This window comes from Paraburkholderia sp. (assembly GCF_036488505.1).
Lineage (GTDB): Bacteria > Pseudomonadota > Gammaproteobacteria > Burkholderiales > Burkholderiaceae > Paraburkholderia.
In genome coordinates this window covers 39219-51061 of record NZ_DASXHN010000119.1, presented here as the reverse complement: position 1 = coordinate 51061, position 11843 = coordinate 39219, and the positions used below count along the sequence as shown (strand labels likewise).

The 11843-nt window shown below is 65.8% G+C and carries 9 protein-coding genes and 1 pseudogene; 3 read left to right on the top strand and 7 right to left on the bottom strand.

Going from position 1 to position 11843, the window contains the following annotated elements:
* Window positions 1–298 (top strand): annotated as a pseudogene (locus VGH68_RS06695) (AI-2E family transporter); the annotation flags it as partial.
* A 58-nt stretch (window positions 299–356) separates the two neighbouring features.
* Here the strand turns inward: VGH68_RS06695 and VGH68_RS06690 are convergent.
* The 5 genes from VGH68_RS06690 to VGH68_RS06670 form a co-directional block, all read right to left on the bottom strand.
* Window positions 357–2075: an efflux transporter outer membrane subunit gene (locus tag VGH68_RS06690; protein WP_331602759.1), complete on the bottom strand. Its 1719-nt coding sequence runs from the start codon at window positions 2073–2075 to the stop codon at window positions 357–359.
* Window positions 2076–2103: 28 nt separating this feature from the next.
* Entirely contained in the window at window positions 2104–3723 is a 1620-nt protein-coding gene (locus VGH68_RS06685) for a DHA2 family efflux MFS transporter permease subunit (RefSeq protein ID WP_331602758.1), read from the bottom strand.
* 52 nt (window positions 3724–3775) lie between these two features.
* Window positions 3776–5017, bottom strand: coding sequence for an HlyD family secretion protein (locus tag VGH68_RS06680; RefSeq protein WP_331602757.1), 1242 nt, complete (start codon window positions 5015–5017; stop codon window positions 3776–3778).
* Window positions 5018–5143: 126 nt separating this feature from the next.
* Entirely contained in the window at window positions 5144–5341 is a 198-nt protein-coding gene (locus VGH68_RS06675) for a hypothetical protein (RefSeq protein ID WP_331602756.1), read from the bottom strand.
* A gap of 93 nt (window positions 5342–5434) precedes the next feature.
* Window positions 5435–7087 (bottom strand): FAD-dependent oxidoreductase, encoded by a 1653-nt coding sequence (locus VGH68_RS06670; protein WP_331602755.1) that lies wholly within the window; start codon window positions 7085–7087, stop codon window positions 5435–5437.
* Window positions 7088–7407: 320 nt separating this feature from the next.
* Between VGH68_RS06670 and VGH68_RS06665 the strand changes: the two genes are divergently transcribed.
* Both VGH68_RS06665 and VGH68_RS06660 read left to right on the top strand, forming a co-directional pair.
* On the top strand, window positions 7408–9549 hold the full coding sequence (locus VGH68_RS06665) for a hybrid sensor histidine kinase/response regulator (RefSeq protein WP_331602754.1): 2142 nt from the start codon (window positions 7408–7410) through the stop codon (window positions 9547–9549).
* A gap of 154 nt (window positions 9550–9703) precedes the next feature.
* Entirely contained in the window at window positions 9704–9991 is a 288-nt protein-coding gene (locus VGH68_RS06660) for a hypothetical protein (protein WP_331602753.1), read from the top strand.
* A gap of 136 nt (window positions 9992–10127) precedes the next feature.
* Here the strand turns inward: VGH68_RS06660 and VGH68_RS06655 are convergent, their stop codons facing one another.
* Both VGH68_RS06655 and VGH68_RS06650 read right to left on the bottom strand, forming a co-directional pair.
* A complete protein-coding gene (locus VGH68_RS06655) occupies window positions 10128–11147 on the bottom strand; it encodes a class I fructose-bisphosphate aldolase (RefSeq protein ID WP_331602752.1) in 1020 nt (339 codons plus the stop codon).
* A gap of 234 nt (window positions 11148–11381) precedes the next feature.
* On the bottom strand, window positions 11382–11801 hold the full coding sequence (locus VGH68_RS06650) for a secondary thiamine-phosphate synthase enzyme YjbQ (RefSeq protein WP_331602751.1): 420 nt from the start codon (window positions 11799–11801) through the stop codon (window positions 11382–11384).
* Between the last annotated feature and the right edge of the window lie 42 nt (window positions 11802–11843).

The following is an 11843-nucleotide window of genomic DNA, read 5'->3' as shown; positions in this document are numbered from 1 at the left end:
ATCGATCGACGGGCTGCAAGCGGACGACGTGAGCATCGTCTGCATTCTTTATCTGCAGATCGATGGGATACCGTCGCATCTGCGCTATCTGGTCAGGCGAATTCGCGCGCGGTTGCCGAACGTGTCGGTGGTCGTCGGCTTATGGACGCCCGACGATGCGCAGCAATGGAGCTCGGACCTGCAAGGCACGATGGAAGCCGAATGCTATGCGACTTCATTGCAGGAGATGCTGGCCGCGTGCCGGCGCATCGATGCGGCGAAAGCCGCGCTCGACGAACCGGCGCTGACGGGTAGCTGACGGGTAGCTCATAGCCGGGCTAATGCAAGTGTGGGCGGCGCGCCGGCGAGATCGGCAGCTAGTGTGTAGCGCTATCCACAGGTCCGGCCGCCGCGTCCGTATCGCTCTGCCAACCGCCGCCGAGCGCCTTGTATAACGACACCAGATCGGTGCTGACCTGCATCGTGCCTTGCGCGTATTGCTCGCGCGCTTGCGCCAGTTGCCGCTGCGCATCGAGCACGGTGATGAAGCTCGTCAGCCCTTTGATATAGCTATCGCGCGCGAGATCGAACGCCGTCTGCTGCGCGGCGACACTGTCGCGAAGCGCATCGCGCCGCGCCTGATCAGTGCGATAGACGACCAGTGCGTTGTCGACATCTTTGAGCGCGCTCAGCACGGTTTTGCGGTAATCGAGCGCGGCTTCTGCCTGCTGTGCCTTCGACATGCGCAGATTCGCGACCAGCGCGCCCCCCTCGAAAACCGGCAGCGAAATGCTCGGGCCGAACGAGTAGAACAGATGCGACCAGCGCGTCAGCTCGTTGGGACTGGTCGCGCGGGTGCCCACCTGGCCGGTCAGCGACACGTCCGGATAAAACTGCGCGACCGCGACGCCGACATCCGCGGTCGCCGCATGCAGGTTCGCTTCGGCGCGACGGATGTCGGGGCGCCGCCGCGCGAGCGTCGACGGCAAGCCCACCGGCACCGCGGGCGGCACCGGCGGTACCGCGCGCGGCGTGGACAGCTCGGCCTCGAGCGCGCCGGGTGCCTCGCCGACCAGGTACGCGAGCGCGTTCAGCGCCTGCGCGATCTGCTGCTCGTATTGCGGCAACTGGGTGCGCGTTTGCGCGAGCTGCGCAGTCGCGGTTTGCACGTCGACCTCGCTGGCAAGCCCGACCTTCGCCTGGTTCTTCGTCAGATCGACGGTCTGGCGCTGCTGCTCGACGAGGTTCGTGGCGATTTCGTACAACGTCTGCGCGCCGCGCAACTGCATATAGGTCTGCGCGACTTCCGCTTCGAGCGACAGCAACGCATCGTTGCGGCTTTCCATCGCCGCCTCGGTTTGCGCGTTCGCGGCCTCGACGGAACGGCGCACGCGGCCGAACAGATCGAGTTCCCACGACGCGTCGAAGCCTGCCTGCCACAGATTGATCGGCTCACTCAGCTGGTTCAGCAGATTGTTCGCGCCGCTTTGCAACGCGGCGCCGGCGCCCGGTGCAATCGCGTTGGCGGGCGAGTTCGGCGCGCCGAGCTGATCTACCCTGTCATACACGCCGTTCGATTCGAGAAAGCCCTTCACGCCAAGCTGTTCGCGCTGATAGCTGCCGGTCGCGCGCACGTTGGGCAGCCCCTGCGCGGCCGCGCTTTGCACCTGGGTGCGCGCTTCGACGATACGCAGCACCGCCTGCTGCAAGTCGAGGTTGTCGCGCGCGGCGCGGGCGATCAACGCGTCGAGCGTCGGGTCGTTGAAGCTGCGCCACCAGCGCGGGTCGGGATCGGTGTCGAGGGTCGGCACCGACGCGACATGCGTGGCGGCGGGCGCGGACGCGCCGCTGGCCGCGTCGGCCGCGCTGGCGGGGATTGCCGCGCTGCCCGGGGTTGCCGCGCTCGGCGCGCTCGGCGCGCTCGCCGGGTTTGCCGCGCCGGCCGGGTTGGCCCCGCCTGGCGCGGTGCGTGCCAGATCGTGCCATTGCGCGGGCACGTCGGCGTGCGGCGCGTGGAAGTCGGGGCCGACCGTGCAGGCCGCGAGCAGCAGCACGAGCGGACAGGCGATCAGGCTGCGTGGCGCGCGGGGACGCAACCGCGCGAGCTTTACATCGATGTTCACGTCAATGTCCTCCTCCCCCGCCGGACGCCTTCGCTGGTGAAAAGAACAGCGTCACCGGGATGCAGAGCGTGCAGAAAATCGCGAGGATCGCGAACACGTCGACATACGCGAGGATCGTCGACTGCGAGATGTAGGTGGTGTACAGGTGGCCGGTCGCGGTTTGCGTCGCCTGGGCGAACGGCACGCCGGTCATATCGGCGATCGTCTGCGCGCTGCGTTGCACCGCGTCGTGGTAGTTCTGCGATAGCGGCGACATATATCCGGACAGATGCGCCATGCGCGCCTGGGTGCGCTCGCGCACCAGCGCGGTCGACAACGAAATGCCAATCGAGCCCGCCACGTTGCGGAACATCGTAAACAGCGCGGATGCATCGTCGTTCAGCCGTGGCGGCACGGTCAGATACGCGAGCGTCGTGATCGGCACGAACAGAAAGCCGATCGCGAGCGACTGCGCGCTGCGCATCTTCACGAGCGTCAGGTAGTCGATATCGGGCACGAGCAGGTGCGAATACGCGAGCGCGCACGCGAGCAGCGCGAAGCCGGTGGCAACGAGAAACCGCGTCTGCACGTACGGCATCATCTTGCTGATGAGCGGAATCTCCATCGTGATCAGCACCGCGCCTGGCGACAGCACGAGCCCGGCGAGCGTCGCGGTATAGCCGAGCTGCTGTTGCGCGAGTTGCGGCACGAGCACCGCGCTGCCGTACAGGATCGTCGCGAACGTGCTGATCGTCACGCAGCCGAGCGCGAAGTTGCGGTCCTTCAGGCAGCGCAGATCGACCACCGGCTTCTTCGCGTGCAGCAGCCAGACGATCGCGCCGGCGATCCCGGCCGCCGCGAGCGCGGCGAATATGCGGATGAAGGTCGACGAAAACCAGTCCTCGTCCTCGCCGCGATCGAGCATCACCTGCAGGCACCCGAGCCCGATCGCGATCAGCGCGATGCCGATGTAATCGACCGACACGCGCCGGTCGCCGGTGCGTTTCCATGGCGGATCTTCCACCAGTTGCAGCACCGCGAGCGAAGTGAGAATGCCGACCGGCACGTTCAGCAAAAACACCCAGCGCCACGAGAAGTTGTCGGTGATCCAGCCGCCGAGCGTTGGCCCCAGCACCGGCGCGACGACGATCGCGACCGCCGAGATCGAAAATGCGCGGCCGCGCTGTTGCGGTGGGAAAGTGTCGAGAATGATCGACTGCTGGTTCGGCTGCAATCCGCCGCCAAAAAAGCCCTGCAAACAGCGAAAGATGATCAGTTGCCACAGATTGGTCGAGAGTCCGCACAGCAACGAGCACACGGTGAACGCGACGATGCACACGAGGAAGTAGCGCTTGCGTCCGAGCAGACGGCCCAGGAAGCCGGAGATCGGCAACACGATGCCGTTGGCGACCAGATACGACGTGAGGGTCCATGTCGCCTCGTCGTAGCTCGCCGACATCGTGCCCGCGATATGCGGCAGCGCGACGTTGACGATGGTCGTGTCGAGCACTTCCATGAATGCCGCGAGCGTGACGACGATCGCGATCAACCACGGGTTCGCGGCGGGTTTCCAAGCGGGCGCATTGCCGCCGGACGAAGCGCCGTTGGACGAGCCGCCGTTCGCGGCGTCGGCGGCGCTCATGGCCACTCCGTTCGCGCACGAGGCCGTCGCGTGCGATGCATCGTCGCCGCCGTCATTTCAGATAGACCTTCGGCGTGACCGAGAGTCCGAGCGCTAACGGCCGGTCGTGCGGCAAGCCCTGGTCGATGATGATCTTGACCGGCACGCGCTGGACGATCTTCACGAAGTTGCCGGTCGCGTTCTCGGTCGGAAACGCAGAGAAGCGTGAGCCGCTTCCGAGCTGCACGCTATCCACATGGCCGCGCAGGTCGAGCTGCGGATACGCGTCGACGCCGACCTTGACCTTGTCGCCGGCGCGCATCCGTTCGAGTTGCGACTCCTTGAAGTTCGCGGTGACCCACACTTGCGGCGTGACGATCGAGAATAGCGACGCGCCCGCTTGCAGGAAGCTGCCGAGTTGCACGTTGCGCCGCGTGATCCAGCCGTCCGATGGCGCGCGCACGTCGCAATACGACAGATTCAGCTGCGCCTGTCCGAGTTGCGCTTCGGCCTCACGCACCTGCTGGCGGCGCTCGTCGACAGTGGCCTCGGCCGCGCGCAACTGCTGCGGCACGAGGCTCGCGGTCTGCTGTTGCGCGCGCGCCTGCTGGACGCTCGCGCTCGCCGACTGACGCTGCGCATCGGCGGTGTCCACGTTCTGCTGCGAGGTCGCGCGCGGATCGACCGAGTGCTGGCGCAGGTACGCGGCCTGCGCCTCGCGCAGATTCGCTTCGGCCGACGAGGTCTGCGCCTTTGCCTGGCGGTACTGCGCCGGGTATTGCACGCGCGCGATATCGAGCTGCACCTGCGCGGCGTTCAACTGGGCACGCGCGAGCCCGAGCTGCGCTTGCGCCTGATCGACCTGCGCCTGGTAGTCGCGCTTGTCGATCACCAGCAGTAGGTCGCCCTTGTGCACGAATTCGTTGTCGTCGACCGCAAGTGTCACCACATAGCCGGAGACTTTCGGCGCCATCGTGATCGCGTTGCCGTCCGTGTACGCGTCGTCGGTCGATGCTTCGTTGCGGGTCGCGAACCACCAGACGAACGCGACGATGCCGAGCAGCACGATGACGGCACCGAGAATGATCAATGGCTTCTTACCAGATTTCTTTTTCTGGTTTTTATTGTCGTCGTTGTCTTTGCCATTGCCATTGTCGTTACCTTGCTGGCTGCTTTCACTGCCGCCGTCATTTTTGTTGCCGGCGTCGCGTTTGCCGTTGCCGCCTTCACCTGAATTCGCAGGGTTGCCCTTTTCCGCCGCATCGCGTTCGGGTGCTTCCTGCTCGTCGCTAGCGGAGCGGGTCTCGTCTGACATGGTGATTCGTTTCCTTCGTTGCGCTGGCGCGCGAATGCACGAACAGCGAAAAGCCGCCCGCGGGCATCGCAGCGGACGCCCGCGGGCGACGGACGGCGCGGCGCGCTCGCGATGCGCGCCGCGTGGTTAGCGCTGTGCCGGTTTGTCGTGGCCACGCTGGTGGCCGCCGCTCGCGTCGTCCTTGTCGTTGCCGTTGTCGGTGACGATCTTCGTGGTGCCTCCGGTGGACGGCGGATCGCTCGCCGGAAAGCTGTCTTCGACCTGCTTGTCGATCTGCTTTTCGCTCTTTTCAGAGTGCGGATGTTTTTCCTTGTTGGTCGTCATGGTGGCGATTCCTCCAGGTTGACAGTGAAGCAACGCGCCCGCGCGGCGGGAAGCCGCGCGGATTGCCTGCGCGGCGCGGGGTGTGGCCCGTGTTCAGGATCCCGGGCTGGCTGGCTCGGGGGCGATGCGCGCGGCGCTGCCGATGATCTGCAATGCGTGCGTGCGCGACAGCCCGTCGCGCATCGCGTCGATCAGGCGTGCTGTCACCGCTTCACGTTCGCAGGCGAGCACCGCGTCGACGTTGCCATCGCGCACGTACAGCGCGATGAACTGCTGCTCGTCGAGATTGCCGTCGACGACGATCTCGTCCCACTCGCTCGCATAGCCGAGGTATTCGAATTTCTTGCCGAAGTGATAGGTCCAGAAAAACGGCACACCCGTGTAGCGATTACGCGCGCCGCACATGTTTTGCGCGGCGATGCGCGCATGCTGCTGCGCGACGCGCCAATGCTCGATGCGCACCGGCTCCTGGTTCTCGCGCAACGAGAACACCGCGATGTCGCCCGCCGCATACAGACCGCACGCGGCGTGCATGCCCGCATTGACGACGATACCGCCGTCCTTCTGCAACGGCAGGCCTTCGACAAACCCAGTAGCAGGTGCAACCCCCGTGCCCAGTAGCACCACGTCGGCCGCGATGTGCTCGCCGCTTTCGAGCATCACCGCATGCACGCTGCCTTCGTCGCCTTCGAGCGATGCGACCTTCGACTCCAAATAGAACTTCACGCCGTTGCTTTCGTGCAGCGCACGGAACATCTGGCCCGCGCGCTCGCCGAACTGCTTCACGAACGGCACCTTGGCCGGTGAAATCACGGTGACCGGCACGCCGTGCTTGCGCAACGCCGAGGCGACTTCGAGACCGATAAAGCTGCTGCCGAGAATCGCGACCCGGGTTTGCGATGGGTCGTCGCCGAGTGCGTCGACGAGCGCGGCGGCGTCGTCGAGGTGGCGCAGCACGTGCACGCCGCCGAGCTCGCGGCCGGGGATGTCGGGCACTTTCGGCACGCTGCCCGTGGCGAGCAGCGCGGTGTCGTATTTCAGCGCGTCCATACCTCGCTCGTTGCGCGGAGCGCTGCCTGCGGCACCGGCCTCGAAATGAATCGTCCGCGCCGGCACGTCGAGCCGCGCCACTTTCGCGACGATGCGCTCGATGCGGTGCGTGCGCATCCAGTCGGCGTCGACTAGCGATGGCACGTCGGCGGGCGGCATGTCGAACGACGGCACGAATTTGCTGAGCGCGGTGCGGTCGTACGGCGCGTGCGCTTCGTCGCCGACCAGTGTGATACGGCCATCGAAGCCCGCTTCGCGTAATGCGACGCAGGCGGCGCCGCCCGCCGCGCCCGCGCCGATTACCACATAGTGCGGTGGGGGCGCAGCAGCGACAGCGGCGTCAGCGGGCTCGGCGCGGGTCTCGGGCTCGCGCGGCGGCATCTTCTGCGGTGTGACCAGCACGTCGTCGCCGTCGATCGTGACCGGGTAACGATCGAGCGGCATCAGCGGCGGCGGTTCGAGCACGCAGCCGGTCGCGGCGTCGAAGGTGCCCTTGTGCCATGGACAGATGATGCGGCCGCGACACAGCGCGCCCTGTTCGAGCGGGCCGCCCGCGTGCGGACAATCGGCGGAGTACGCGTGGACCGTGTCGCCGTCGCGCACCAGCAGGATCGGCGTGTCGTCCACGCTCACGCGCACCGCGCGGTCCGCGTGCAATTGCGATAGCCGGGCGACGCGGTGGGCAGTCGTGGACATGGGGATTCCTCGCGAAAGGATCGGTTCTGCCGATGGACGGCACGGGGCAGGACACGGGTCAGGAGCCGCGACGGAAGTCGCAAGCGCAACGCGGCGCCTGCGCTGTCGGCGCTGAAGCAGAAAAGTGGCGAGCAATGAGTGTGCCCGCCGGCTTTAGGATCGACCGTGCTATTGGCGCTGTTGGGAACATGGCAGAAGTGGGGTAAATTTCTAACATAAGGGCTTGGCACGCGAACCACCGCGCTGCGTTCACCTGCGCACGTGCGCGGGCGTGCAATGCGTTTCCGGATCCAATGCAAATTTCATGGAGTGTGCGGACCGTGCATCGTGCGGAACGTGTGGCCGTCGACTTGCCGATGCCGTCTCGCAATTTCGCGGCGACGCGGCGCATGTTGCGGATCGTGCTCGTCGTGTCGATCCTGTTTCCGCTGGCTTGCCTCGCCGGCTACGGCTATTTCGACTATCAGCGCCGCATCGCCGATGTCGACGACATGAATGACCGGCTTGCGCGCGTCGCGGACGAGCAGGCCGTGAAGGTGCTCGATCTGAACCGGCAGATGGCCTCGCGCATCATCGAGTTGCTCGGCGATTCGGACGATGCGCAGATCCGTGCGCGCCAGGCCGAGCTGTATCAGCGGCTGCGCGAGATCGACAGCGATTTCCCGCAGGTGTCATCGATCGCGCTGATCGGCGCGAACGGCGACCTGCTGGTATCGACTCTCGCGTATCCGGCACCCGCGATGTCGCTCGCGGAGCGCGAGGACTTTCGCGAGGCGAAAGTAATGCGCCCGCAAGCCTATTTCTCGGTGCCGATGGTGGGCACGCTATCGAAGACCGATGTGTTTACGACCGCGATAGGGCGCTCGGGCGACGAGGGTCAGTTTCTCGGCGTCGTCACCGTCGCGCTGCGCACCGACTACTTTTCGCGCTTCTATCGCGAGCTGACAAGCGGCGACCCGGCCGTCGCGCTCGCGCTGTATCGCCAGGACGGCGTGATGCTGGTGCGCTATCCGCCGTGGCCCGACGGCAAGCGGCCGATGACGCACAGTGCGTTCGGCGCGGCGTTGCGCGACAAGCAACTGTTCGGCCACGTGCGCCAGCGTTCGGTCATCGACGGTGCCGAGCGGCTGCTCGCGTTTCGCCGGGTCGGCGACTATCCGCTGTATGTGATGAGCGGATACGAGACGTCGTCGATCATGGCCGCGTGGCGCAGCCATTTTCTGATGATCACGCTGCTCACCGCAGTGCCGTGCGTGGCGATCTGGCTGCTGGTGTTCTATTCGCTGCGGCGGCTCGAGGCCGAGCGGCGCGCGTGGGAGCGCTGGCAAGGCGAGGTGGCGATGCGGCTGTCGGCCGAGGCGTCGAGCCGGCAATTGCAACGCATGGGCGCGCTCGGCAATCTGGTCGCGAACGTCGCGCACGATTTCAACAACCTGCTGATGGTCGTCTCGGCCAACGTCGAACTCGCGCGGCTCAAGCGCTGCGACGGACTCGAGAAGGAACTGCTCGCGGTCGAGCGCGCAACGGCCAGCGCCGAGGCGTTGACGCGGCGTCTGCTGAGCGTCGCGCGCAAGCAGCCGCTCAAGCAGGAGCCGATCGATCTGGTGCGCTGGCTGCCCGACGCCGCGCCGCTGATCGACGCGGGGCTCGGCGACACGGTGGAGCTGTCGCTGAACGTGCCCGACGACCTGTGGGAAGTGCTCGCCGATCCGACCGACCTCGAATTCGCGATCATGAACCTCGCGATGAACGCTCGCGATGCGATGCCGCACGGCGGCCGCTTCGTGATCCGTTGCCAGAACAATCGGCTGATCGGCAGCGAGACGCTGTTGCCGGACGGCGAATACGTGCTGATCGCCTGTTCGGACGATGGCGAGGGGATGCCCGACGCGGTCGCGCGGCGCGCGTTCGAGCCGCTATTCACGACCAAGCTGCGCGGCTCGGGCACCGGGCTCGGACTCGCGCAGGTGCTGTCGATGTGCGAGCAGGCCGGCGGGACCGCGAAAATCGACAGCGTGCCCGGCAGCGGCACGACGGTGCGCCTCTATCTGCCGCGCTATCGCGCGCGCGGCGAGCAGCCGCAGACTACCGATGCATCGCCGGTCGCCCGAATGCAGGCCGGCGCCGTGCTGCTCGTCGAGGATAACGAGGACGTCGCGGCGGGCGTGGCCGCGGTGCTCGAAACCTTCGGCTGCGAGGTGCGGCACGAGCCCACCGCCGACCAGGCGCTCGACGTGCTCACCGGTGGTGCACGCTTCGAGCTCGTGCTGTCGGACATCCAGATGCCGGGCAAGCTGAATGGCATCGACCTTGCGGAAAAAATCCGCACTGTGTGGCCGTCGCAGAGAATCGCGCTGATGACCGGCTATGCCGACGAACTCGAACGCGCGCGCCGTCTCGGCATTGCGATTCTTGCAAAGCCGTTCAATATCGATGAGTTGCACGCGCTGGTGGCGCCGTGAAGATTTCCAACGGACGCGGCCCGACTCGAGCTTCAGGATCTCCTGCGGCATAGCCCTTGCTGAAGGGAGCGTGAGGTATGCGCATGCGGCCGCGACCGCACGCGTTGGCTTCCTTTCGTTACTTTCGACAGGTTCGACACACAGGAGAATCACCATGAAGATCAGACACGCAGTGCTCGTCTCCACGTTGCTTGCGGCTTCGTCGCTTGCGATGGCCCAAGGTGCCGGTGGTGGCGGCGGTGGCGGCCCGGCCGGCAACGATCCGACGACGGGCACGGGCACCAGCGCTTCGACGCGCGAGGGCGGCGACATGGGCGCGTCCGGCGCGATGGCGCATTCGAAGAAGCACCATATGAAGAAGCATACGAAGGCGACGAAACCCGTGACCGACACCACCAATATGCCCGGTGCCGACGCAAGCAGCGATACGAAGGGGCAGTAACGAAGGCGCTGTAAGCAAAGCGGTGCACGCCAGGCGCTACGAAAGAAGGTGCTACAAAGAAGGTGCTACAAAGAAGGTGCAGTAAGCGCGGCGCGTCGATCATCCCGATCGCGCGCCGTGCGGCCGCCTTTTCAGATCAGTCTTTCTCCATCCCCGCTTCATACTTGCCCAACGCCGCCGCCCCATTGAGCCGCGCGCGCTTGAGCAGTGCCTGTTGCGCATCCTTGACGTTGCCCGCCTGACCCCGCCAGGCCTGCAAGGGCGGCTCCTGCAATGCGCGCCCGTAAGAGAAGCTCAGATTCCAGGGCAGCGCGCCAAGCCGGTTCATCGCGTCGAGATTCGCGGTGGCTTCCTCGGGCGACTGTCCACCCGACAGAAACACGATTCCCGGCACCGCCGCGGGTACGGTCCGCTTCAGCACCCGCACGGTCGCGGCGGCAATCTCCTGGGTGGTCGACTGCTGCTCATGGTCTGAGCCGGCGAGCACCATGCTCGGCTTCAGCAGCATATGTTCGAGCACCACGTGATGCCGATGCAGTGCATCGAACACTTCGTGCAACACGGCCTCGGTGACTTCCGCGCAGCGCCCGATCGTATGATCGCCGTCCATCAGCACCTCGGGTTCGACGATCGGCACGATGCCGGCTTCCTGGCAGATCGCCGCATAGCGCGCGAGCGACTCCGCGTTCGCTTCGATCGCGGCCCGGCCCGGCAAACTCGCCGTGATGTTGTACACCGCGCGCCATTTCGCGAAGCGCGCGCCCAACCGCTTGTAATCGACGAAGCGCTTGGCGAGACCGTCGAGACCTTCGGTGATTTCGTCGCCGGGCGAGAGCGCGAGCGGCACCTTGCCGAGGTCCACCTTGATGCCCGGCACCACGCCGTTTGCAGCGGCAAGTTGCGGAAACGGGGTGCCGTCGTCCGCTTTCTGGCCGAGCGTCTCTTCGTAGAGGATCACGCCGCTCACGAATTCGCCCAGACCAGGCGTCGACAGCAGCAGATTGCGATAGGCGCGGCGGTTTTCCTCGGTCGATTCGAGGCCGATCGTCTTGAAGCGTTTGGCGATGGTCGGGCCGCTCTCGTCGGCGGCGAGAAGGCCCTTGCCGGGTTGAACCATCGCGTTGATGGTGGCTTGCAGCTCGCTACGGGTGTCCATGAGATGTGCTCCCTTCGGTTGCTCCGTGGTTGGCTTCCTGCGATCCGGTGTGCGGAGAAGAGTGGTGACAGATTCCTTACGTGACGTGGTTACGTGGTGGCGCGTTGATGTGTCGACGTGTTCGCGTAGGGCGGAAACGGGGCGCTTCGTTGTTGCTATTGCCGCGGCGCCAATTGCGCGCCGCGATCCGGTGATTGTGAAATTGTGCGTCGGAACGGGACCGTGCGCACGCGATCATTCGCCGAGCAAATGCAGCACGATATCGCGAGGCTGCGTATGCCGGCGATGCTCGAACAGATACAGCCCCTGCCAGGTGCCGAGCACCAGCTGCCCATGTTCGACCGGCACCGACAACTGCACTTGCGTGAGCGCGGTGCGCAGATGCGCGGGCATGTCGTCCGGCCCCTCAGTGTCGTGCTCATAGCGCCCAGCGTGTTCGGGCGCGACGCTCGCGAAGTAGCGCTCCAGGTCGCGGCGCACCGATGGATCGGCGTTCTCCTGAATCAGCAACGACGCCGACGTATGACGGCAAAACAGCGTCAGCAGCCCGGTACGGATGCCCTGATCGGCGATGAAGCGGCGAACTTCGCCGGTAAATTCAACCAGCCCGCGATGGCTAGCCTGGACGCTTAGATGATGGATCGTCTGGCGCATGACAGATGGACCGTGCAGAGGAAGCGGAGGGGGCGGCGTGGA

Coding starts and splice junctions, on each gene's coding strand:
- VGH68_RS06660 (WP_331602753.1), top strand. CDS start 9,704: ATGAAGATCAGACACGCAGTGCTCGTCTCCACGTTGCTTGCGGCTTCG.
- VGH68_RS06680 (WP_331602757.1), bottom strand. CDS start 5,017: ATGTCAGACGAGACCCGCTCCGCTAGCGACGAGCAGGAAGCACCCGAA.
- VGH68_RS06685 (WP_331602758.1), bottom strand. CDS start 3,723: ATGAGCGCCGCCGACGCCGCGAACGGCGGCTCGTCCAACGGCGCTTCG.
- VGH68_RS06675 (WP_331602756.1), bottom strand. CDS start 5,341: ATGACGACCAACAAGGAAAAACATCCGCACTCTGAAAAGAGCGAAAAG.
- VGH68_RS06655 (WP_331602752.1), bottom strand. CDS start 11,147: ATGGACACCCGTAGCGAGCTGCAAGCCACCATCAACGCGATGGTTCAA.
- VGH68_RS06650 (WP_331602751.1), bottom strand. CDS start 11,801: ATGCGCCAGACGATCCATCATCTAAGCGTCCAGGCTAGCCATCGCGGG.
- VGH68_RS06670 (WP_331602755.1), bottom strand. CDS start 7,087: ATGTCCACGACTGCCCACCGCGTCGCCCGGCTATCGCAATTGCACGCG.